Raw genomic sequence first — 23,590 nt, forward strand, 5'->3', positions numbered from 1 at the left:
CACAAACCCGTGGGCCTGTTAAAATGCCCGACCTTTTTTACAGACGACTCTTCATACCGCCATGTCCCGACTCAATCCCCGGCAGCAGGAAGCCGTGAACTACGTCGGCGGCCCTCTTTTGGTGCTCGCCGGTGCCGGTTCCGGCAAGACCAGTGTGATCACCCGCAAGATTGCGCACCTGATCCAGAACTGCGGCATCCGCGCCCAGTACATTGTCGCCATGACCTTTACCAACAAGGCCGCGCGCGAGATGAAGGAGCGCGTCGGTACGCTGCTCCGAGGCGGCGAAGGACGAGGCCTGACGGTCTCGACTTTCCACAACCTGGGTCTGAACATCATCCGCAAGGAACACACGCGGCTGGGCTACAAACCGGGCTTCTCGATCTTCGACGAGACCGACGTCAAGGCCCTGATGACCGACATCATGCAGAAAGAGTATTCGGGCGACGACGGTGTCGACGAAATCAAGAACATGATCGGTTCGTGGAAAAACGACCTCATCCTGCCTGCCGACGCGCTGGAAAACGCCCGCAACCCCAAGGAACAGACCGCCGCCATCGTCTACACCCACTACCAGCGCACGCTCAAGGCGTATAACGCGGTGGACTTCGACGACCTCATTCTGCTGCCGGTCAAGCTGTTCCAGGAACACGCCGACATTCTGGAGAAATGGCAGAACAAGGTGCGTTACCTGCTGGTGGACGAATATCAGGACACCAACGCCAGCCAGTACCTGCTGGTTAAACTGCTGATCGGTTCGCGCCATCAGTTCACCGTGGTGGGCGACGACGACCAGTCGATCTACGCCTGGCGCGGTGCGCGACCGGAAAACCTGATGCTGCTCAAGGACGACTACCCGTCGTTGAAAGTGGTCATGCTGGAGCAGAACTACCGTTCCACCAGCCGCATCCTGCGCTGCGCCAACGTGCTGATCTCCAACAACCCGCACGCCTTCGAAAAACAACTGTGGTCCGAGATGGGCCACGGCGACGAAATCCGTGTCATCCGTTGCCGTAACGAAGATGCCGAAGCCGAGCGCGTGGCGATGGAAATCCTCACCCTGCACCTGCGCACCGACCGGCCCTACAGCGACTTCGCCATCCTGTATCGCGGCAACTACCAGGCCAAGCTGATCGAACTCAAATTGCAGCACCACCAGGTGCCGTATCGACTTTCGGGCGGCAACAGCTTCTTCGGTCGCCAGGAAGTGAAAGACCTGATGGCGTATTTCCGTTTGCTGGTGAACCCGGACGACGACAACGCCTTCCTGCGGGTCATCAACGTGCCGCGTCGTGAAATCGGCTCGACCACGCTGGAAAAACTCGGTAATTACGCCACCGAACGCAAGGTGTCGATGTACGCCGCCACCGAAGAAATCGGTCTGGGCGAGCACCTGGACAGCCGTTACACCGACCGTTTGCAGCGCTTCAAGCGCTGGATGGACGGCGTGCGCCAGCAGTGCGCACAGAACGACCCCATCGCCGCACTACGCAGCATGGTCATGGACATCGATTACGAGAACTGGCTGCGGCAGAACAGCTCCAGCGAAAAGGCCGCTGATTACCGGATGAGTAACGTCTGGTTCCTGATCGAGGCGTTGAAAAACACGCTGGAAAAGGACGAAGAAGGCGGTATGACCATTGAGGAAGCCATCGGCAAGCTGGTCCTGCGCGACATGCTTGAACGTCAGCAGGAAGAGGAAGATGGTGCCGAAGGCGTGCAGATGATGACCTTGCACGCCTCCAAGGGGCTGGAGTTTCCTTACGTGTTCATCATGGGCATGGAAGAAGAGATCCTGCCGCACCGCTCCAGCATCGAAGCCGACACCATCGAAGAAGAACGCCGTCTTGCCTATGTCGGCATTACGCGCGCGCGGCAGACTCTGGCCTTCACGTTCGCCGCCAAGCGCAAGCAGTACGGTGAAATCATCGACTGCGCGCCAAGCCGCTTTCTGGATGAGCTGCCCCCGGATGATCTGGCCTGGGAAGGCAATGACGACACTCCGACGGAAGTCAAAGCGGTTCGCGGCAATACCGCGCTTGCCGATATCCGCGCCATGCTGAAACGCTAGTCGATAAACGAAATTGATCATTTATTGCGCAATGGCGCAGTCTAGGAATTGAAGTGGAAGCACTGCACAAGAAGATTCGCGAAGAAGGCATCGTATTGTCCGATCAGGTGCTGAAAGTCGATGCGTTTCTCAATCATCAGATCGATCCGGCCTTGATGAAGGAAATCGGTGACGAATTCGCCCGTCTGTTCGCCGACGCTGGCGTGACCAAAATCGTGACCATCGAAGCTTCCGGCATTGCGCCGGCCGTCATGGCGGGTCTGAACATGGGCGTGCCGGTGATTTTCGCCCGCAAGCACCAGTCCCTGACCCTGACCGAAAACCTGCTGTCGGCGACCGTGTACTCGTTCACCAAACAGGTGGAGAGCACCGTGGCGATCTCGCCGCGTCATCTGAGCAGCGACGATCACGTGCTGATCATCGATGACTTCCTCGCCAACGGCAAAGCCTCGCAGGCGCTGATCTCGATCATCAAGCAGGCCGGTGCGACCGTGGCCGGGCTGGGGATCGTGATCGAGAAGTCCTTCCAGGGCGGCCGTGCCGAACTGGATGCACAGGGCTATAGAGTGGAATCGCTGGCGCGGGTTGAATCCCTGGCCGGTGGGGTTGTGACGTTCAAGTAACGTGTTCAAGGGAGGACGCAGAGCGTCCGGAAAGGCATGCGACGCGGAGCGCCGCACGATAGTTGCGATTATCGTTCCGTACGCTCCAGTGGGGAGCGCCGCACGATAGTTGCGATTATCGTTCCGCACGCTCCAGTGGGGGAGCGCCGTACGATAGTTGCGATGATCGTTCCGCACGCTCCAGTGGGGGAGCGCCGTACGATAGTTACGGTTATCGTTCCGCACGCTCCAGCGTGGGAATGCAGTTCTCGACGCTCTGCGTCGCCGTGTGCGTGCTTCAGCGCGGAATGCCGAGTGCACGCAAACGTCGATACAGGGTGCGTTCGCTCAGCCCCAGCTCTCTGGCCAGCTCACTGCGCGAGCCGTTGAACACTCGCAGTGCATGGGCGAGTTTCTCCAGGCCGTCGTCCTGCTGGCGGTAAGTCACGCCACCCGCTTCTTCGCCCTGCCCGCGCACTTCAGCGGGTAAATCCTGTACGCGAATAACGCCGTCATCGGTAAACAGGCGGGCGCGCTCAAGTATGTTGCGCAGCTCGCGGATGTTGCCGGGGTAGCTGTACAGACTCAGCAGCTTCATGGCCTCGGCGTCGACACGCGGAGCAGCACCTGGCGCGATGCGTTGCAGCAGGCTGTCGATCAGCAGCGGCAAGTCCTCGCTGCGTTCGCGCAGGGCGGGCAGACGGATCGGGAAGGCGCTGATGCGGTAGAACAAATCCTGGCGAAAACTGCCGTTGGTGACCATCTCCTTGAGCGGTTTGTGTGTGGCCACCACCAGCCGAAAATCCGAATGCACCGTTCGCAGGCTGCCCACCGGGCGGAAGCTGCCTGATTCGATCAGCCGCAACAGCTTGACCTGCATGGCCAGCGGCACCTCGCCGATTTCATCAAGGAACAACGTGCCGCCATGAGCGGCTTCGGCCAGACCGGTCTTGCGCTGCAACGCGCCGGTGAACGCGCCCTTTTCATAGCCGAACAGCTCGCTCTCCAGCAGGGTTTCGGTAAGCCCGGTGCAATCGACCACCACCAACGGCCCGGCGGACCTGGCGCTGCTGGCGTGCAGTGCGCAAGCGAACAATTCCTTGCCAGTACCCGACTCGCCCTGCAGCAGCACCGGAATCTGTGCGGGTGCAGCGCGTTGCAAGGCACTCAGGACCTCTTTGAATGCTGCTGAACGACCGACCAGCCCATGCTGCTGCGGCTGAACCGACGCCACGGCCACCGAACTCAGTCGCTCGACGTAGGCGATGACTTCACCCCCGTCATCGAGAATCGGCCGCAGCTCCACATCCACATGCTCAGGGCCGCGAGGTGTGTGGTGAATATGCAGCAAACGCTCCGGAAGCCGCGTTTCGTGGGCCTTGCGCATCGGGCAATGTTCACCAGCCTGATCGCACGGCACCGCGAACTGATGCGACACCCGATAACACTTCTCGCCCACATGTGGCGTGCCTTCAACGCCGAACTGACGCTGATAGGCGGTATTGGCCGCGATGATGTTGTAGTCGGTGTCCAGAACGATGGTCGGTCGCAGGTCATGTTCGAGGTATGACACCAGCGACTGCATGCGACTGCCGGGTAAATCAGTGGCGATGAGGGTCATGCTTGCTCCTGTGGATTGGCCGCAGCTTAACCCATCTCGCTGCCAGCTTATGCCACCGTCTGCCAAGCGACTGCCAGAATGTGGCAGTCAGCGCCTTGGCAACCATCACGCGGGTTTTCCGCAGAATCCCTCAACGCCTTGTATTTACTATGCTCAATGGGTTTTCCGGCCTTTGGCATGGTTATTGAGATGTCATAGCAACGACTGCCAACCGTCCGGCCTGACCAAACGGGCCTCGAGGCGATTTACAGCCATGGGAATTGCACATGATCATCGGTGAAAAACTTTATGTCGAAGCACTCTTCGACAGTCACACCTGGACCATCAGCTACCTGGTGATGGACCTGGACAGCAAGCAGTGCGCGCTGATCGACAGCGTGCTCGATTACGACCCCAAGTCGGGCCGCACCCGGACCGAGTCTGCCGACCGGATGATCGGCCGGGTACAGGCGCTGGGGGCTTCGGTGCAGTGGATTTTCGAAACCCATGTGCACGCGGATCACCTCACGGCTGCGCCGTATCTGAAACAGCAGCTTGGCGGACAAATCGTCATCGGCAGCCATATCACCGCCGTGCAGGAAACCTTTGGCGCGCTATTCAACGCGCCGTCTGACTTTGCCCGCAATGGCAGCCAGTTCGATGTGCTGCTGGAAGATAACGCCTCGTTCGCCCTTGGAACACTTCAGGTCAAGGCCATGCATACGCCCGGGCATACACCGGCGTGCATGAGTTACCTGGTGCAGGTCGACGACAAAACCATCGCGTTTGTGGGCGACACGTTGTTCATGCCCGATTACGGCACCGCGCGTTGCGACTTTCCCGGAGCCGATGCGCGCACGCTGTACCGCTCCATTCACAAACTGCTGGCGTTGCCGCCTGACACCCTGCTGTTCATGTGCCACGACTACCTGCCCAACGGTCGTGAGCTGAAATACATGACCACCGTCGCCGAACAGCGCGCCAGCAACATCCATGTTCATGACGGCGTAGATGAAGATGCGTTCGTCAGCATGCGTGAAGCCCGTGACGTGACGCTGGATATGCCTGTGCTGATGCTGCCTTCGGTGCAGGTCAACATGCGCTGCGGGCACTTTCCCGAGCCGGAAGACAACGGCGTCGTCTACCTGAAGATCCCGCTCAATGCCTTTTGACTGCTGCCCGCCTTGGGAAACCCTGTGATGAATGCTTCGACAACTAGCTGTCAGATCCTGATCGTCGGTGGCGGTGCTGCCGGTATCGCCACTGCTGCAAGCCTGCTCGCCCGTGATGCTGCCCTGCAGATCACCCTGGTCGACCCTGCCGATACCCACTATTACCAGCCGGGCTGGACCATGGTCGGCGCGGGCATTTTCACGCCGCAGTCGACGGCACGCAGCATGGCGTCGCTGATTCCCAAAGGTGTGCAGTGGATCAAGGCTGCGGTGGCGACCTTCGAGCCGCAGCACAATACCCTGACGCTCGCCGACGGGCGCACGCTTGGCTATCAGCAACTGGTGGTCTGCCCCGGCCTGAAGCTGGACTGGGCGGCCATCGACGGGTTGGTCGAGACGCTAGGTGCCAACGGCGTGACCTCCAACTATCGCTATGACCTGGCACCCTATACCTGGAAGCTGGTGCAGGGCTTGAAGCAAGGGCGCGCGCTGTTTACTCAGCCGCCCATGCCGATCAAATGCGCCGGTGCGCCACAGAAGGCCATGTACCTGTCTTGTGACCACTGGCTGAAAACCGGCCGTCTGGCGCAGATCAATACGCAGTTCTTCAACGCCGGTGGCGTGCTGTTTGGTGTGGCGGACTATGTACCGGCGCTGATGAAGTACATCGAGCGCTACGCCATCGACCTCAAGTTCAGTCATCGGCTGGTGGCCGTCGACGGGCCGGGCAAGCGTGCTACGTTTGTTTGCACGCAGGCCGATGGCAGCAGCGAAACCGTCGAGCACAGCTTTGAAATGCTGCACGTGGTGCCACCGCAGATTGCCCCCGGCTTCATTCGCAGCAGCCCGCTGGCCGATGCCGCAGGCTGGGTGGACGTGGACCCTGCCACGCTCCGGCACCGACAGTTCGCCAATGTTCATGCTCTGGGCGATGCCACCAATACCAGCAACGCCAAAACCGCCGCGGCCGCCCGCAAGCAGGCACCGGTGGTGGCCAATAATGTGCTGGTCGCGCTGGGTCGTCTGAGTGAGTCTGCCGTCTATGACGGTTATGGCTCGTGCCCGCTGACCGTCGAGAAAGGCCGGATCGTACTGGCTGAATTCACCTATGGCGGCAAGGTTGCGCCGAGCTTCCCGCGCTGGCTGCTTGATGGCCGTCAACCGACCCGGCTGGCCTGGTGGCTGAAAGAACGCGTGCTGCCCGTACTTTACTGGCATGGCATGCTCAAGGGACGTGAATGGCTGGCCAAACCGGAAAAGGCTGACGCCAGGCATGGATGAGCATCAACTGCTGGGCGTTGGCCTGGGGGCGATCATTGGCGTGGTACTGGCGCTGACAGGCGCGGGCGGCGGCATTCTCGCGGTCCCGCTGCTGGTTTTTGGTCTTGGCCTGTCGATTGTCGAAGCGGCACCTGTCGGCCTGCTGGCCGTCGGGCTGGCGGCGGGAATCGGCGCGGTGCTGGGGCTGCGTCAGGGTATCGTCCGCTATCGCGCTGCCGGGTATATCGCATCCATTGGTGTGCTGATGGCACCTCTTGGCCTGTGGCTCGCCCATCGGCTGCCCAATACACCGCTGGCATTGGTCTTTTCGGTCGTGCTGCTGTACGCCTGCACGCGCATGTTCATCAGGGCCAGCCGCGAATTGCGCCATGGCCAACCGCCGCCGCGCGCAGAAATGCTGCCCTGCGTGCTCAACCCGCTGCAAGGCCGTTTGCGCTGGACCATGCCGTGCCTGCGCGCTTTGACGCTGACGGGCGTGGGTTCAGGGTTATTGTCCGGGCTATTGGGTGTGGGCGGCGGTTTCGTGATCATTCCGGCGCTGACCCGCTACAGCGATCTGGGCATGAAAAGCGTTGTGGCGACGTCACTGGCGGTGATTGCGCTGGTCTCGACGGGCAGCGTCATCACCGCCTCCTTGAGCGGGGTGATGCACTGGACGGTGGGTGCGCCTTTTGCGCTGGGTGCAGTCATCGGCTTGATAGCTGGCAGACAAGTCGCCCGCTACCTCGCCGGCCCGCGCCTGCAACAGCTGTTCGCGCTGTGCGGCATTGTTGCCGCGTTCATGCTCGCGTTGTCAGTGCGCTAACCGCCCGAGGACGCAGAGCGTCCAGAAAGGCATTCCCACGCGGAGCATGGGAACGATGAAAATCTTGAGATCACTATCGTGCCAATGCTCCGCGTCACATGCCCGTGCTGACGCCGCGCACTCAAGATCGGACGCAGAGCGTCCAGGAAGGCATTCCCACGCGGAGCATGGGAACGATGAAAGTCTCGAGATCACTATCGTGCCAATGCTCCGCGTTGGCATGCAGTTCATGACGCTCCGCGTCACATGCCCGTGCTGACGCCGCGCACTCAAGATCGGACGCCGAGCGTCCGGAAAGGCATTCCCACGCGGAGCATGGGAACGATGAAAGTCTGGAGATCACTATCGTGCCAATGCTCCGCGTTGGCATGCAGTTCGTGACGCTCCGCGTCACATGCTCGTGCTGACGCCGCGCACTCAAGATCAGACGCCGAGCGTCCAGAAAGGCATTCCCACGCGGAGCATGGGAACGATGAAAATCCCGAGATCACTATCGTCCCAATGCGGAGCATGGGAACGATAGTCGGGGGGGTGGGCTTAAAGCTTTTGCCAGACCTTCGGTTTGAAGAACAGTGTCTCGCCCTTGGCCAGGCCTACCAGGCTGTCGTGGTCTTTCACCACTTCGGCCTCGATCAGTTCGCTCTGCCCTTCCACTTTCAGCGTGACCCGTGTTGTCGCGCCCAGCGGGCGGATGTCGCGGACTTCAGCTGCGTGGTGGTCTTCGATTTCCTGGCGGGACAGCGACACTTCATGCGGACGGAACAACAGGTGCCCTTCCTCGCCCAGGCTCAGGCGGTTGGAGTCACCTAGGAAGTGGTAGACGAAGTCGTTGGACGGGTTCTCGTAGACCTCGCCCGGCGAGCCGATCTGTTCGATCACGCCCTTGTTCATCACCACGATGCGATCAGCCACTTCCATGGCCTCTTCCTGATCGTGGGTCACGAACACCGAGGTCAGGTTGATGTCTTCGTGCAGGCGCGCCAGCCAGCGACGCAGTTCCTTGCGCACTTTGGCGTCCAGTGCGCCGAATGGCTCGTCCAGCAGCAACACTTTGGGCTCGACCGCCAAGGCTCGGGCCAGGGCGATACGCTGACGCTGACCACCGGACAACTGCTCCGGATAACGATCGGCCAGCCAGTCCAGTTGCACCATGTTCAGCAGTTCGTGGACCTTTTCCGCGATGCGCGTTTCGTTCGGACGCTCACGCTTGGGCTTCATGCGCAGGCCGAACGCGACGTTGTCGAACACCGTCATGTGGCGGAACAGCGCGTAATGCTGGAACACAAAGCCGACGTTGCGATCACGCACGTCATGGCCGGAAACATCTTCGCCATGGAACACGATACTGCCGTCATCCGGGGTTTCCAGGCCGGCAATAATGCGCAACAGGGTGGTCTTGCCGCAGCCTGACGGCCCGAGCAAAGCCACCAGCTCGCCACTCTGGATGTCCAGACTGATGTTGTTCAGGGCCTTGAAGGCGTTGAAATTCTTGCTGACGTTACGGACTTCGATCGACATGATTATTCCTCCGCCGCGTTATGGCGCAGACGGTTAATGCGGGATTCGCTCCACTGCTTGAGCAGCAGGATGAACAGCGCCAGGATCAGCAACAGGCTCGCCACGGCAAAGGCTGCAACGTGGTTGTACTCGTTGTAGAGAATTTCGACGTGCAGCGGCAGGGTGTTGGTGACGCCGCGAATGTGGCCGGAAACCACCGACACCGCGCCAAACTCACCCATTGCCCGCGCAGTACACAGCACCACGCCGTAGATCAGGCCCCATTTGATGTTCGGCACCGTGACGTGCCAGAACATCTGCCAGCCGTTGGCACCCAGCAGCCGCGCCGCCTCTTCTTCCTGAGTACCCTGCTCCTGCATCAGCGGGATTAGTTCGCGCGCAACGAACGGCACAGTGACGAAAATGGTCGCCAGCACGATGCCCGGCAGGGCAAAGACGATCTGGATATCGTGGTCCTGTAACCAGGGACCGAACAGGCCCTGCGCACCGAACATCAGGACGTAGACCAGACCGGCAATGACTGGCGATACCGAGAACGGCAGGTCGATCAGCGTGACCAGAATGCTCTTGCCGCGGAACGAGTATTTACTCACGCACCATGCGGCGCTGACGCCGAATACCAGATTGAGCGGCACCGAGATCAGTACCGCGATGACCGTCAGCTTCAGCGCCGACAGCGCGTCCGGCTCGAGGATCGCGGTAAAGAACGCGCCCAGACCGTTTTTCAGCCCCTGAGACACCACGATGAACAGCGGCAGGCCCAGAAACAGAAAAAACACCAGCCAGCACAGGCCGATCAGAATACGTCGCGACACCGCGCTGCCACGACGGGCGGCGTTGGCAGAGGCGGCGGCTGAAACAGATGAATAAGACATGTTCTGCGCCTCCTCAGGATGGGGTTTCAATGCGCCGCTGCAGCAGGTTGATCAGCAGCAGCAGAATGAAGGAAACCACCAGCATCATCACGCCGATAGCGGTCGCGCCGGTGTAGTCGTACTGGTCGAGCTTGACCATGATCAGCAGCGGCAGGATCTCGGTTTTCATCGGCATGTTGCCGGCAATGAAAATCACCGAACCGTACTCGCCCACGCCTCTGGCAAACGCCAGAGCGAAGCCGGTCAGCCAGGCAGGCAACAAGGCCGGAACGAGGATGTGGCGAAACACCTGCAGCGGACGCGCGCCCAGGCAGGCAGCGGCTTCTTCGACTTCCTTGGGGATGTCGGCCAGCACAGGCTGCACGGTGCGCACCACGAATGGCAGGGTGACGAACGTCAGCGCCAGGGTAATACCCAATGGCGTATAGGCGATCTTGAAGCCCAGGTCGGCGGCGAACTGCCCGACCCAGCCATTGGGCGCGTACAGCGCCGTCAGGGCAATACCGGCCACAGCAGTCGGCAGGGCGAACGGCAGATCGATCATTGCATCGATGATCTTGCGACCGGGGAAGGTGTAACGCACCAGCACCCAGGCCAGCAGCGTGCCGATCACGCCATTGATGAGGGCCGCGTAGAACGCGGTGCCGAAACTCAGCTTGAGTGCCGCGATCACGCGTGGTGCCGTGATGATGGTCCAGAACTGATCCCAGGTCAGCTGCGCGGCATGCACGAACATGGCGGCCAGCGGTATTAGCACAATCAGACTGAGGTACACCAAGGTGTAGCCCAGCGTCAGCCCGAAGCCGGGTATGACGGGGGAGATACGACGCGACATAAAAGTCCCTGGTTTCACTTGCACGAAGCCCGGACGTTAATCCGGGCTGCTTGACCCAACCTGCAATGCCACTCGCGCGGCATCCTGATTCGGCTTATTGCGCCTGATAAATCTGGTCGAAAACGCCGCCGTCATTGAAAAACTTCGGCTGCGCAGTTTTCCAGCCGCCAAAGTCTTTGTCGATAGTCACCAGATCAAGTTTCGGGAATTGCTTCTCGTACTTGGCGGCTACTTCGGCATCACGTGGACGATAGAAGTTTTTCGCAGCAATTTCCTGACCTTCCTTGCTGTACAGGTGCTTGAGGTATTCAGTCGCGATTTCAGTGTTGCCTTTCTTCTCGGCGTTTTTGTCGACTACGGCTACCGGAGGTTCGGCGAGAATCGACAGCGACGGCACGACGATGTCGAACTTGTCTTTGCCACCGTCTTCTTTCAGCGCCAGGAATGCTTCGTTTTCCCACGCCAGCAGCACGTCACCCTGACCGTTGTTGACGAAGGTGATGGTCGAACCACGCGCACCGGTGTCCAGAATCGGCACGTGCTTGAACAGCGTCTGCACATATTCCTTGGCTTTGGCTTCGTCGCCGCCGCCCGCCTTCAGGCCGTAGGCCCAGGCCGCCAGGAAGTTCCAGCGTGCACCACCTGAGGTTTTCGGGTTCGGCGTGATCACCGAGACGTCTTTCTTGATCAGGTCGCCCCAGTCCTTGATGCCTTTGGGGTTGCCCTTGCGCACCAGAAACACGATGGTCGAGGTGTAAGGCGTGCTCGCATCCGGCAGACGGGTCTGCCAGTTTTCGGGCAGGGTCTTGCCCAGCTTGGCGATTTCATCGATGTCACCGGCCAGTGCCAGGGTCACCACGTCTGCACGCAGACCGTCGATCACGCCACGGGCCTGCTTGCCCGAGCCACCGTGAGACTGCTTGATCTCGACCTTGTCGTCCGGATGGGATTTTTTCCAGAAGTTGACGAATTCTGCGTTGTAATCCTGATACAGCTCGCGGGTCGGATCGTAAGACACGTTGAGCAGTTCGTAATCCTTGGCAACAGCCGAACCTGCGAAAACAGCACTGGCGAGAGCGGCCAGAGCAAAACGGCGAATGGACATAGATGAAGCTCCTGGAAATGCGGTGTGTTGGCTTTTTTAATTTCTTCTTGGCGCGTCAGAACGGCATTCGCACGGGCGCGCTGCTTTTTTCAGGGGAGGTATCAGGAGTCAGGATGAAGCCCTCCGGTTGACCAGTCGGGTAATGCCGCTTCAGCTCTGCTTGGCGGCGGGGTTCTGCAAACGAAACTTTTCCTTGCGCTCGATCTGCACCACTTGCGCGTTATGCACAGTGATTTCGACGGCGCCAAAACGCAGGTCACGCAACGCACTCTGAATCTCACGCAGAATTGCTGCTTCGTCCTGACCGTCAACACTACGTAGAGATGCGCTCATTGTCTTATTCCTTGAAAGATGAGAAGCCGGCCGTCGCGACTGGGGGCGATGGCGTATGGCGGTGAGGCAATAATAGTGAGGTGCGGATATTCTTAAAAAGACTATTTAAGAATGCAGATATAACCAAAAGAAATTTAGCGGTTAGAGATTTTGCCAAGATGCGTTGCACACCCTGGCAAGCCTAGCTCTAGCGGCTTCAGCCGGGCTGCTAGAAGACCGGTGCATGCGTCCAGTCGATAGCCTGCGCGACCATTGGCCGGGCAAACCAGTAGCCCTGGCCCAACTGGCAACCGTTGCCCAGCAGGAACGCAGCCTGATTCGCATGCTCGATGCCTTCAGCCAGCACCCGCATGCCCAGGCTGCCCGCCAGCGCGATGACCGCTCTGACAATCGCGATGTCGTCATCGTCGCCCGGCAGTCCGGCCACAAAACCCTGGTCGATCTTCAGCTTCTGAACCGGCATGCGCTTGAGCCGCAGCAGCGAAGAATAACCCGTACCGAAGTCATCGATGGCCAGGCTCAGGCCCAGTTCGCGCAGGCGATGCAATTGTTCGATGGCCTGTTCGGGGTCTTCCATGACCGCGCTTTCAGTCACTTCCAGCTCCAGAAAGGCAGGCTCAAGCCCGGTCTCATGCAGTGCCTGTGCTACCCGACGGTCGAGGTCGCCATGATTGAACAGGCGGCTGGAGACGTTTACCGCGACGAACTCGACCGGCACGCCTTCCGCCAGCCAGGCCTTCATCTGTAGACAGGCGGTTTTCAAGACCCAGGCATCAATATCAGCGATCAGCCCGCTTTGCTCGGCAATCGGAATGAATTCTCCCGGCGAAACCATCCCGCGCTCCGGGTGCTGCCAGCGCACCAGCGCCTCGACACCGCGAATACGGCGGGTGACAAGGTCATGAACCGGCTGATAGAAGACCCGCAGTTGTTCCAGTTCGACGGCCTGACGCAGTTCATAGGCCAGTTGCACGCGCTGTTGGGCGTGGGCGGTCAATTCCTCGGTGTACAACGCATAACACTCACGACCGTCGCCCTTGGCCTTGAACAGCGCCGAGTCTGCATTGCGCAACAGTTGCTCGGCGGTCAGCGCATCGCCGGGGAACAGGCTGATGCCAATGCTGGCAGTGACAAACAGCTGATGCGCGGCAATCGCGAACGGTGCCTTGAGCGCATCGATCACCTGCTGTGCCAGCGCGGCAGCCTGAACCAGCTGCGAGCAATTCTTGATCAACAGGGCGAACTCGTCGCCGCCCGGACGCGCCAGAGTCATTTCATTGCCGGACACGCTTTTGAGCCGCTCGGCGACGGCCCTGAGCACATCGTCGCCCACGTTGTGGCCAAGGCTGTCATTGATGTTCTTGAAGTGGTCCAGGTCGATCAGCAACAGTGCGCAGCCGCGTTTGCTGGCGCGCGCCGAAGTCAGCGCCTGGCTGATGCGATCAGTCAGCAGCAGGCGATTGGGCAAATCGGTCAGCCCATCGAAGTGGATCAACTGGGCCAGCTCCTGCTCGGAGCGTTTGATAGCTGTAATGTCGGAAAACACCGCTACAAAGTGCCTGGGTTGGCCGTCATCGCCCATAACGCTGCGAATGGTCTGCCATTGCGGATAGATCTCGCCGCTTTTACGCCGATTCCAGATCTCGCCGCTCCACTGGCCCTCGCTGATGATCGAGTGATACATCTGTTTGTAGAACTCCGGGCCGTGTCGGCCGGACTTGAACTTGCTGGGGTTGAGGCCCAGTACTTCTTCGGCCTGATAACCAGTGATATCGACGAAAGCGCGGTTGACGTGAACGATGTGGCCCTGCGCATCGCTGACCAGCACCCCTTCGCGAGTGCTGTCGAACACCGCTTCCGCCAGCCGCAGCCGGTCGTAATCGGCTTGCTGGCGCTGAAAAAGCGCATCGCCGCCGATCAGGCTTCTCAATCTGTCACGTGCGATGAAGATCATGACCGCGCTGAGCAACACCCAGCTGTAACCGGCCATCAGTTGCCAGAACGCCAATCGAGCAGGTTCTTTTATGAAAAAGGGCAGCAACAGGTCGCACGTCACAAACCACAAAATGGACAGCAGCCCATACAGGACGGCCGTTCGCAGCGCGCCAAGGGAGTAATCTGACATCGGAAACGAAGAACCTCAGATAAAGCCGGAATTATAAAGCAAGAAACATCCTGCGACTCTTATCTGAAAGGGTGACTGGTTTTCTGTGGGATGTCAGTGATAATGCACGCGTAACTTTTTTCTTCATGAGTATCTTTACGAGGGCCAAACAGCCTATGTGGTACAACGGTTTGCTCGACCTTTCCGTCTGGCAGGTAATAGCAGTCACGCTGGCGATGACCCATGTGACTATTGTCGGCGTCACGGTCTATCTGCACCGCTACTCAGCCCACCGCTCGCTTGAGCTCAATGCGGGGCTGAAACACTTCTTCCGTTTCTGGCTGTGGCTGACCACTGCCCAGAACACCCGCGAGTGGACAGCCATCCACCGCAAACACCACGCAAAATGCGAAACCGTCGACGACCCGCACAGCCCGGTCGTCAAAGGCCTGTCCACCGTGCTGCGCAAAGGCGCCGAGCTGTACCGCGAAGAAGCTCAGAACCAGGACACCCTGCGTATCTACGGCAAGAACTGCCCGGAAGACTGGATCGAGCGCAACCTGTATTCGCGCTACAAGCTGCTGGGTATCGCCCTGATGGCAGTCATCGATGTGGCACTGTTCGGTGCCCTCGGTATCACCGTGTGGGCCGTCCAGATGATGTGGATTCCCTTCTGGGCTGCTGGCGTGGTCAACGGTCTGGGCCATGCCGTCGGCTATCGCAACTTCGAATGCCGTGACGCGGCCACCAATCTGGTGCCGTGGGGCATCGTGATCGGCGGCGAAGAGCTGCACAACAACCACCACACCTATCCCAACTCAGCCAAGCTGTCGGTCAAGCCCTGGGAATTCGACATGGGCTGGGCGTGGATCAAACTGTTCAGTTTCCTGGGGCTGGCCAAGGTCCAGCGGGTCGCGCCCATCGCCCATCGGGTCGAAGGCAAGGGCCACATGGACATGGACACCGCCATGGCGATCCTCAACAACCGTTTCCAGATCATGGCGCAGTATCGCAAGCTGGTAATTGCGCCGCTGGTTGCCCAGGAACTGGCCAAGGCCGACGAATCGGTGCGTCATCAGTTCAGTCGCGCCAAACGGCTGCTGTCACGTGAGACCAGTCTGCTCGATGACAAGCATCATTTGCGCATCCAGACCATGCTGGAACACAGCCATGCGCTGAAAGTGATCTACGAAAAGCGTCTGGCGTTGCAGCAGATCTGGGTCAAGACCAGCAGCAATGGCCATGACATGCTTTCAGCCATCAAAGAGTGGATTCACGAGGCCGAAGCCAGTGGTATTCACTCGCTGCGTGAGTTCGCCGACCAGCTGAAAACCTACTCGCTACGCCCCGCCCACGCCTGATACCGTTGATCGGCGCGCCTCCCGCAGGTGCGCCGGTCCCGGAACTTATCCCCTGCCAATCTATCTCATCAACTTTCCCGCCAAACGGGATAGGGCACGGCACTGGCCGTAACGCTTGAGATGGATCTTATGGAAAAGCAGCCTCCTACCTCCCTACCCGGCACGCCGATCACTGATATGCCCGCAGCCGCAGAAACCCTGTTAGCCCTGATGCACGCCCAGGCAGAAGTTGCCCGCCTGAGCGAGCGCGAACAACTGTTCAGCTCATTGCTGGTGAGTGTGAACGCTGTTCTGTGGGCGTTTGACTGGGAAACCCAGCACATGATTTACGTCAGCCCGGCGTACGAGCGTATCTTCGGCCGCTCGGCGGGCTTGCTGCTGGCCGATTACAGCGAGTGGCGCGACAGTATCTACCCGGATGACCTGAACTACGCCGAGCGCAGCCTCAACGAGGTGATCGAGAAAGGCTCGATCGAGGACCGCGAGTACCGAATCATCCGTGCGGACGGTGAAGTACGCTGGCTCAGCGACAAATGCTTCGTCAGCCATCGCGCCGACGCCAGCCAGCGTCTGATCGTGGTGGGCATCGCCGAAGACATCACCGACAAGAAACACCTCGAGGATGAGCTGCAACGCCTGGCAACCACCGACGTGCTGACCCAGAGCAGCAACCGTCGGCACTTTTTCGAATGCGCCCAGCGCGAGTTCGAACTGGCTCGCCTCAACGGTACGCCGCTGGCCTTTCTGCTGCTGGATATCGATGACTTCAAGCTGGTCAACGACACCTACGGCCATCAGGAAGGCGATACCGTGCTGCAACGCATCGCTGAAAGTGGCCGCTCGGCACTGAGACGTGGTGATTTGTTCGGGCGTATCGGTGGCGAAGAGTTCGCCGCGGTATTCCCAGGCTGCGCGCCGGATATGGCCATGCAGATCGCCGAGCGCCTGCAACGCGAGATCCAGCGCCAGAACTTCCAGTCAGGCGGCACCACCTTCAGCATCACCGCCAGCCAGGGCCTGACTAATCTGGGCCCGGAAGACTCAAGCCTGGAAACCCTCTATGGCCGTGCCGACGCCGCCATGTATCAGGCCAAGCGCCAAGGCAAGAATCAGATCGTGCTGGTCTGACATGCCTTCTCGACTGTAGAAAGTACGACTGGCCCCTTCGCGAGCAAGGCGGATCGCCGCCCGGTCGCTCCCACAAACTCACGGCATCAAGTCCTGTGGGGGTCTGCGGTGCCCTGTAGAAGCGGACTTGTCCGCGAAGAGGGCGGTACAGTCAATGCACTGGCTGCGTTTGGAATATAGCCTTCGCGAGCAAGTGCGCACACGGCATCACTCCCTGTGGGCGCGACCGGGGCGGCGATCCGTCTTGCTCGCGAAGGCCTCAGTCAGGTTCTACTTCTCGAGCGGGCCCTGAATGGCGCTGGCCGGTTCCTCGATTACAGCAGACTCTTCGGCAGGTGGTTCAGGTGTCAGGTCCAGCAAATCAGGCTCTTCCTCCCCCTCAACCGTCTCGGCAGCCACCTCAGGTTCGGTTGGCAAGGGTTTCAACAGGCTAGGGTCAGTCACGCCGGTCAGTTTCTTGCGCAAACGCTGCAAGTCACCGACGCTCAGCTTCAACAGCTTGGCCGACTTGGTCTTGATCAGCGTGTTAACACTCTCTTCCTCGCCCAGACGTGCCATCTGCCCCGCCAGGTTCATTGCCAACACTTCGCGAGTGAAGATGCCGGTGTTGTACTGATACACCGCAGCGATCAGCTCACGCAGTTCCAGCGGCAAACGCCAGCGGGTGCGCAGAGCAGAGCCGAAAGCAGCCGAATATTGCTCCAGCGATTGCTTGATCACGTCTTCATTCAGCTCGCCACCGGCCAGCAGCCACTCCTGCAAACAACCCAGCACAGCAAGATCGCCCAGCGACTGCAGCAGACCAGCACAGAAGCAACGCTCTACATCCAGCTCCAGCATGCCGCCCAGAATGCGCGCGTAATCAGCCGTGCGCTGCGACATGGTCCAAAGCTCACTGGCCTGGGCCAGCAACGCGTCGCTGGTCAGCACGGCCATACGTTTCTTGGCCAGGCCTGATGCGATATTTGCGCCCTGCACCGGGCCGAGAATGGCCAGCGCCCCGCCCATGGTCTGCACTGGCTTGCCCAAATGTTGCGCGGCACTGTTGGCGGCCGCGATCAACACGGCAGTGATGTGCGGATCGTTGCGCAGTTCTTGCTCCAGCAAGGCAGCGTCGATGCCACTGGCGGTCTGGCTGAGTTTTATCGCCGTCGCTACATCAACGAACAGCGGCGCGCCGTCAGCCACGTCACGGCGCTTGTCGAGAAACTTGGTCAGCGTCAAACCCGGCGTCAGCGCGGGCACTGCGCCCGCAACCGGGGCCTGACGTTCCAGCAGCAGGCTTTCCAGGCGCTGGCGCAGCCCTTCGGTATTCAGGGGTTTGGTCAGATAGGCAGTCGGTGCCAGTGGCAAGACCTCACGCACGCTGGCGCTGTCGTTGCGATTGCTGATCAGAATGAAAGGGATGGCGGGCTGACGACGCAGGTTGCGTACGCCACGCAACAGGCTCAACCCGTCGATCCCCGGTAGCTCGCGTGCGGCGATGATCAGGTCAGGCAGTTGTTTCTTCATCCACTCGACGGCCTGCTTGCCATCGGTACACATTTCCAGGTCGACGTCCGCTCGCACACCCAGTACCAGATCGCTGAGTGTTTCGCGAACCCACGGATCAGACTCAGCAATCAATACGCGAGGTACCGCGGGCAAATCTACAGCAGTCATCATGACTCTCCGACATCGATGCGTTCACCTTAGCCAAAGCCTTCGTCCGGATATAGCAAAAAGAGCGAAATACCCTGCTCCAGACCAAAAAAAACCCGTCGAAACGGGCTTTTTTTGTCTGTTTGGTCATAAATTAATCAATTTACGACTTCACACTTTTTACGCGATTTCAGCGAAGCATTCTTCCAGAATGGCCAGCCCACGTGTCAGCAATTCGTCTTCGGCAGTCAACGGCACCAGCACGCGCAACACGTTGCCGTAAGTACCGCACGACAGCAGGATCAGACCCTTGTCACGCGCCTTGGCAACCACCTGCGCCACTGCTGCGGCGTTAGGCTTGTGCGAATCGCCGTCTTCGAACAGTTCGACGGCGATCATCGCGCCCAGCGCACGCACTTCGCCAATGACCGGGTACTTGGCCTGAATGCCCTTGAGCGCAGTCACCAGACGCTCGCCGACTGCCTTGCAACGGTCCAGCAGGTGCTCTTCTTCGAAGATATCCAGCACCGCCAGCGCCGCAGCGCAAGCAACCGGGCTACCAGCATAAGTGCCGCCCAGACCGCCCGGTGCGATGGCATCCATGTATTCAGCCTTGCCGCACACGCCCGCCAGCGGGAAGCCACCGGCGATGGACTTGGCGAAGGTGGTCAGGTCGGCCGCAACGCCCATCTGTTCCATCGCGAAGAACGTGCCGGTACGGCCAGCGCCGGTCTGTACTTCGTCAGCGATCAGCAGAATGCCGTGCTTGTCGCACAGCTCGCGCAGACGCAGCATGAACGCCTTCGGTGCCACGTAGAAACCACCTTCGCCCTGAACGGGTTCGATGATGATTGCAGCGATGTCCTTGGGTTCGGCGTCGTTCTTGAAGATGCGCTCGATGCTGGCGATGGAGTCGTCAACGCTCACACCATGCAGCTCGCAAGGGTACAACGCGCGGAAGATACCGCCCGGCATCAGGCCCATGCCCGCCGAGTAAGGTACAACCTTGCCGGTCAGGCCCAGGGTCATCATGGTGCGACCGTGGTAAGCGCCGGTGAAGGCGATCACGCCCGCACGCCCGGTCGCAGCACGCGCGATCTTCACGGCGTTTTCAACCGCTTCGGAACCGGTGGTGACCAGCAGGGTTTTCTTCTCGAAATCACCCGGCACTTTGGCGTTGATTTTCTCGCACAGCTCGACGTAAGGCTCGTAGGCCAGCACCTGGAAGCAGGTATGGCTCAGCTTGGTCAGCTGCTCTTGCACCGCAGCGATAATCTTCGGGTGCAGGTGACCGGTATTCAGAACGGCAATGCCGCCCGCGAAGTCGATGAATTCACGACCTTCCACGTCGGTAACGGTCGCGTTCTTCGCCGAAGCTGCGAAGATCGGGTGGATCTGACCAACGCCACGCGGGACGGCAGCATGGCGGCGTTGCATCAGGGATTCGTTAGTCTTGCTCATGTATTCCTCATTCGCCGCTCATCGGTCGGCGTGGGTCAAGGATCAAGCGGACCGGATCAACTGCGGCAGCATACGATGATCGACTGCTGCAGCCTTCAGGCCACCAGGAAACTACGGTGCAACAAAAGCCGATGACACGTCGCTCTCGCGCGCCATCGGCTGCAATACCTCAACGTCAGTCAGACCGGGTCAGTCAGACCGACAGGCAGAGGTATTTGATTTCCAGATAATCTTCGATGCCGTACTTGGAGCCTTCACGGCCCAGGCCGGACGACTTGATACCACCAAACGGTGCCAATTCGTTGGAGATCAGGCCGGTGTTGATACCCACCATGCCATATTCCAGCGCTTCGGCAACACGGAACACACGGCTCATGTTCTGAGCATAGAAGTACGATGCCAGACCGAACTCGGTGTCGTTGGCCATCGCGATCACTTCGGCCTCGTCCTTGAAGCGGAACAGCGGGGCCAGCGGACCAAAGGTTTCTTCCCTGGCCACGGCGGCATCTTTCGACACGTTGACCAGAATAGTCGGCTCGAAGAACGAGCCTTCCAGGCTGTTGCCGCCAGTCAGCACGGTTGCGCCTTTGCTGACCGCGTCAGCGATGTGTTCCTTGACCTTGGCCACGGCCTTGTCGTCGATCAACGGGCCGGTGGTGACGCCGTCTTCCAGACCGTTACCGATCTTCAACTTGCCGACCGCCACCTTGAGCTTCTCGGCGAACGCGTCATACACCGCGTCTTGCACATAGATACGGTTGGCGCACACGCAGGTCTGACCATTGTTGCGGTACTTGGAAATCATCGCGCCTTCGACCGCCTTGTCGAGGTCGGCATCGTCGAACACGATGAAAGGCGCGTTACCGCCCAGCTCCAGGGAAACCTTCTTGATGTCCTTGGCGCACTCGGCCATCAGCTGGCGACCAATGTCGGTCGAGCCGGTGAAGGACAGTTTGCGCACAATCGGGTTACCGGTCAGCTCGGCACCGATATCGCCTGCGCTGCCGGTCACCACGCTGAACACACCAGCCGGGATACCCGCACGCTCGGCCAGTTCAGCCAGGGCCAGTGCCGAGAACGGCGTTTGCGACGCAGGCTTGAGCACCATGGTGCAGCCCGCCGCCAGTGCCGGACCGGCCTTACGGGTGATCATTGCTGCCGGGAAGTTCCACGGGGTGATCGCCGCCGTCACACCAATCGGTTGCTTGAGCACGATCAGGCGCTTGTCCGGCTGGTGACCAGGGATCACATCGCCATAGACGCGCTTGGCTTCTTCGGCGAACCACTCGATGAACGACGCGGCGTAGGTGATCTCGCCCTTGGCTTCGGCCAGCGGCTTGCCCTGCTCCAGGGTCATCAACAGGCCCAGGTCGTCCTGGTTCTCGATCATCAGCTCGAACCAGCGGCGCAGCTTGTTGCCACGCTCCTTGGCAGTCAGCGCACGCCAGGCCGGCAGCGCCTTGTCAGCCGCCTCAATCGCCCGACGCGTCTCGGCTGCGCCCATTTTTGGCACAGTGCCGAGGATCTCGTTGTTGGCAGGGTTGTTGACCTTGATCGACTGACCACCGTCCGCATCCAGCCACTGGCCGTTGATGTAGGCTTGTTGGCGGAACAGTGTGGAATCTTTGAGCTGCATGTCGGCCTCCTAAACAGCATCGCCCGAGAGGCGACGCGAACAATTGAATATCGATGCACCCCATTTGGAAGCCATCGTCAGGAAAACATTCCATCGGGTTCCAGCGCTGCGCAACGCATGAAGGCAGGAAGACCGAACAAGAGCGTTTGAAATCTCAAACGAATCCTAGGCATTGCGGGGGGAAAGGACAATAGCCCGTTCGAAAAAAAGAACGGGCGTAGGGAGGTGTGTAGTTTTCTGATCAGCGACGAACCTGAACGCAAGGCAGCCGCAGTGTGATCATGCGGCGCATAAAAGCCGTGAGCGACCATGGAGCAACCGGCGAAGGTCACGATCAACCTCAAGGCATTGCCTAACGACCCGATCATCGTCCTGGCCGGGCCTTGGCTGATCGAGTTCGACAGCGCCATGACCACCGCAGGGCCCGGCGCAGCTTTTAACGCACGCCTGTAGCGCTATCGATAATCCGGAAGCGTGAAGGACTGAATCGCCGGGGTCAGCGCCTTGGCAGCACGCTTGCTGATGAAGGGTGTTGCCACCAAGCGCTGCACGGCGCGAAGGATCTTCACCCCCGTGCGACTGCGAGGATGAACCAGACGCGGCACCAGCTTCGGCACATTCTGCGACTTTTTCACCACAGGGCGCAGCACATATTCGTACGCAGCAAGGGCCCCTGCAATGGTGTCGGTTCTGGTGAGTTCGCCCGCCAGCACATACGCACCAATCAGCGCCAGCGAAGCACCGACCCCGCCCAGCGGCGTGACACACCAGGCCGCATCGCCCAGCAACACCACAGGGCCATTCGACCAGCGATCCATCTTCACCTGGCGCAGATCATCAAACCAGAAGTCCTCCGCCGCCTCCATCCCCTCCAGCAGACGAGGCACCTCCCATCCCGCGCCTGCAAACGACGCCCGGAGAAACGCCTTCTGCTCGGCAATGCTGTTGCCAACCGTCAGGTGGCTACGGCCGTGCACATTAAAGAACGCACGCGTCGTACCGCGATTGTCCGGACGAACACCCGCACTGCGCCCGCCCACCGCGTTATACCAACGCGCCGTCTGGCTATCGGTCGGCGCGCGGGGCACAGTAAAGAACGCGCTGGCCAAGTCCATCCTGCGCGGCTGATTCTCGCCGGGGAACACCAGCTCACGCGTACGCGAGCCGACACCTTCGGCAATGATCAGCAGATCAAAACGCTCCTCGCCACCGCTCTCGAACGTGACAGATACGCCCTCATCATCATGCTCGACCGACACAATACGATCACCAAAGCGATAGAACGCATCAGCAGACGACGCCTCATAAAGCAGGCGCGCAAGATCCCCGCGCAACACCTCAAGCTCAGCCGTCGGACCATCGACCTCCAGACCGGACAGATCAATTTGCGCCGCCGTGCGGTTGTCCTCATCGACCCACGCAAGCCCGGTCTCGCCGGTATTGAGCTCCTTTACCGCCTGCTCAAGCCCCATCAAACGCAGAACCTGCCGGGCCGCGCCCCGCACATCCACATTCTGCCCTCCATCGCGAAAGGCAGACGCCTGCTCGACAACCGTGACATCACAGTCACGCTGCGCCAGCCACCAGGCCGTGGCACACCCCGCGATACTGGCCCCGGTAATAAGAACGCGGCACGGGCTGCGCTCGATGCTTTTGAACTGATTGATAAGATGCCCTCGGTGAGAACGATCTGGCTGAGTGGTATGGGGAGCATCATGCACCACCACAGAGCCGTGCCGGAAGCGCAGGTCTCTTCCTTTGGGGGCGGTAATGGGTGTGGGCTGATGAAAGGTTGTCGCGTGGCGCGCTGGGTGATTTGTATCGCACACCGCCCGCAACTGGACGCCCCGTACCCATGTGAGTATCATGGCGCCCGCGTCGCACCAGTAGCTCAGCTGGATAGAGTACTGCCCTCCGAAGGCAGGGGTCGTGGGTTCGAATCCCGCCTGGTGCGCCATATTTTGCAGTCTGGATCTGTCTTGAGTTGTGGACAGTCCAGGAAATGCCCGAATCCCGCCTTGTGCGGGTTTTTTTGTTTTTGGGTTTAGCAATTCTCAAGATA

At 59.9% G+C, this 23,590-nt stretch carries 18 protein-coding genes, 1 tRNA gene and 1 pseudogene; 8 read left to right on the forward strand and 12 right to left on the reverse strand.

Features of this window, described 5'->3' with window-relative positions; translation table 11 throughout:
- Nucleotides 1-61 precede the first annotated feature (61 nt).
- Both rep and RYA97_RS16025 read left to right on the forward strand, forming a co-directional pair.
- Nucleotides 62-2,071, forward strand: coding sequence for a DNA helicase Rep (rep, locus tag RYA97_RS16020; protein WP_004660029.1), 2,010 nt, complete (start codon nt 62-64; stop codon nt 2,069-2,071).
- Nucleotides 2,072-2,124: 53 nt separating this feature from the next.
- A complete protein-coding gene (locus tag RYA97_RS16025; protein WP_002551388.1) occupies nt 2,125-2,694 on the forward strand; it encodes a xanthine phosphoribosyltransferase in 570 nt (189 codons plus the stop codon).
- 277 nt (nt 2,695-2,971) lie between these two features.
- Here RYA97_RS16025 and RYA97_RS16030 read toward each other — a convergent pair whose 3' ends face one another.
- Nucleotides 2,972-4,294 (reverse strand): sigma-54 interaction domain-containing protein, encoded by a 1,323-nt coding sequence (locus RYA97_RS16030; RefSeq protein ID WP_016982711.1) that lies wholly within the window; start codon nt 4,292-4,294, stop codon nt 2,972-2,974.
- Between the two features lie 266 nt (nt 4,295-4,560).
- Between RYA97_RS16030 and RYA97_RS16035 the strand changes: the two genes are divergently transcribed.
- Genes RYA97_RS16035 through RYA97_RS16045 form a run of 3 tightly spaced genes read left to right on the forward strand, consistent with a single transcriptional unit; the run spans nt 4,561 to nt 7,531 of the window.
- Nucleotides 4,561-5,445, forward strand: coding sequence for an MBL fold metallo-hydrolase (locus RYA97_RS16035; RefSeq protein ID WP_002551390.1), 885 nt, complete (start codon nt 4,561-4,563; stop codon nt 5,443-5,445).
- Between the two features lie 27 nt (nt 5,446-5,472).
- Nucleotides 5,473-6,726, forward strand: a complete 1,254-nt coding sequence (locus RYA97_RS16040) for an FAD/NAD(P)-binding oxidoreductase (RefSeq protein WP_117140705.1) — start codon at nt 5,473-5,475, stop codon at nt 6,724-6,726.
- On the forward strand, nt 6,719-7,531 hold the full coding sequence (locus RYA97_RS16045; RefSeq protein ID WP_016982713.1) for a sulfite exporter TauE/SafE family protein: 813 nt from the start codon (nt 6,719-6,721) through the stop codon (nt 7,529-7,531). Before RYA97_RS16040 ends, RYA97_RS16045 begins: the two co-directional genes overlap by 8 nt.
- Nucleotides 7,532-8,068: 537 nt before the next feature.
- Here RYA97_RS16045 and RYA97_RS16050 read toward each other — a convergent pair.
- The 6 genes from RYA97_RS16050 to dibA form a co-directional block, all read right to left on the reverse strand.
- Complete coding sequence (locus tag RYA97_RS16050; RefSeq protein ID WP_002551393.1) at nt 8,069-9,049, reverse strand: sulfate/molybdate ABC transporter ATP-binding protein; 981 nt, start codon at nt 9,047-9,049, stop codon at nt 8,069-8,071.
- 2 nt (nt 9,050-9,051) lie between these two features.
- Entirely contained in the window at nt 9,052-9,924 is an 873-nt protein-coding gene (cysW, locus tag RYA97_RS16055; RefSeq protein WP_004662918.1) for a sulfate ABC transporter permease subunit CysW, read from the reverse strand.
- Nucleotides 9,925-9,937: 13 nt separating this feature from the next.
- Nucleotides 9,938-10,759 (reverse strand): sulfate ABC transporter permease subunit CysT, encoded by an 822-nt coding sequence (gene cysT / locus RYA97_RS16060; RefSeq protein ID WP_002551395.1) that lies wholly within the window; start codon nt 10,757-10,759, stop codon nt 9,938-9,940.
- A 94-nt stretch (nt 10,760-10,853) separates the two neighbouring features.
- The gene (locus RYA97_RS16065; protein WP_002551396.1) at nt 10,854-11,864 is read right to left on the reverse strand and encodes a sulfate ABC transporter substrate-binding protein; all 1,011 of its coding nucleotides are present in this window, start codon (nt 11,862-11,864) and stop codon (nt 10,854-10,856) included.
- Nucleotides 11,865-12,014: 150 nt separating this feature from the next.
- Nucleotides 12,015-12,197, reverse strand: coding sequence for a sulfur starvation response protein OscA (gene oscA / locus RYA97_RS16070; protein ID WP_002551397.1), 183 nt, complete (start codon nt 12,195-12,197; stop codon nt 12,015-12,017).
- Nucleotides 12,198-12,405: 208 nt separating this feature from the next.
- Nucleotides 12,406-14,322, reverse strand: a complete 1,917-nt coding sequence (gene dibA, locus RYA97_RS16075) for a phosphodiesterase DibA (RefSeq protein ID WP_005745796.1) — start codon at nt 14,320-14,322, stop codon at nt 12,406-12,408.
- Between the two features lie 155 nt (nt 14,323-14,477).
- On the opposite strand from dibA, the gene desA reads away from it, so the two are divergent.
- A complete protein-coding gene (desA, locus tag RYA97_RS16080; RefSeq protein ID WP_004660010.1) occupies nt 14,478-15,662 on the forward strand; it encodes a delta-9 fatty acid desaturase DesA in 1,185 nt (394 codons plus the stop codon).
- A gap of 129 nt (nt 15,663-15,791) precedes the next feature.
- On the forward strand, nt 15,792-16,790 hold the full coding sequence (locus RYA97_RS16085) for a GGDEF domain-containing protein (protein WP_002551400.1): 999 nt from the start codon (nt 15,792-15,794) through the stop codon (nt 16,788-16,790).
- Between the two features lie 270 nt (nt 16,791-17,060).
- Here the strand turns inward: RYA97_RS16085 and RYA97_RS16090 are convergent, their stop codons facing one another.
- The 5 genes and pseudogenes from RYA97_RS16090 to RYA97_RS16110 all read right to left on the reverse strand — a co-directional run bounded on the left by RYA97_RS16090 (nt 17,061) and on the right by RYA97_RS16110 (nt 23,252).
- Nucleotides 17,061-18,455, reverse strand: a complete 1,395-nt coding sequence (locus tag RYA97_RS16090) for a response regulator (RefSeq protein WP_117140704.1) — start codon at nt 18,453-18,455, stop codon at nt 17,061-17,063.
- Nucleotides 18,456-18,611: 156 nt separating this feature from the next.
- Nucleotides 18,612-19,892: a 4-aminobutyrate--2-oxoglutarate transaminase gene (gabT, locus tag RYA97_RS16095; protein ID WP_005782423.1), complete on the reverse strand. Its 1,281-nt coding sequence runs from the start codon at nt 19,890-19,892 to the stop codon at nt 18,612-18,614.
- Between the two features lie 193 nt (nt 19,893-20,085).
- A complete protein-coding gene (gene gabD / locus RYA97_RS16100) occupies nt 20,086-21,528 on the reverse strand; it encodes an NADP-dependent succinate-semialdehyde dehydrogenase (RefSeq protein ID WP_010205737.1) in 1,443 nt (480 codons plus the stop codon).
- A 329-nt stretch (nt 21,529-21,857) separates the two neighbouring features.
- Nucleotides 21,858-21,938: pseudogene (locus tag RYA97_RS26570) on the reverse strand (LysE family translocator); the annotation flags it as partial.
- A gap of 45 nt (nt 21,939-21,983) precedes the next feature.
- Complete coding sequence (locus tag RYA97_RS16110) at nt 21,984-23,252, reverse strand: FAD-dependent monooxygenase (RefSeq protein WP_162883004.1); 1,269 nt, start codon at nt 23,250-23,252, stop codon at nt 21,984-21,986.
- 156 nt (nt 23,253-23,408) lie between these two features.
- Between RYA97_RS16110 and RYA97_RS16115 the strand changes: the two genes are divergently transcribed.
- Nucleotides 23,409-23,485: transfer RNA gene (locus tag RYA97_RS16115), tRNA-Arg, on the forward strand.
- The last annotated feature ends 105 nt before the right edge of the window (nt 23,486-23,590 follow it).

It is taken from the genome of Pseudomonas syringae group sp. 26L6, from assembly GCF_032587815.1.
Lineage (GTDB): Bacteria > Pseudomonadota > Gammaproteobacteria > Pseudomonadales > Pseudomonadaceae > Aquipseudomonas > Aquipseudomonas amygdali.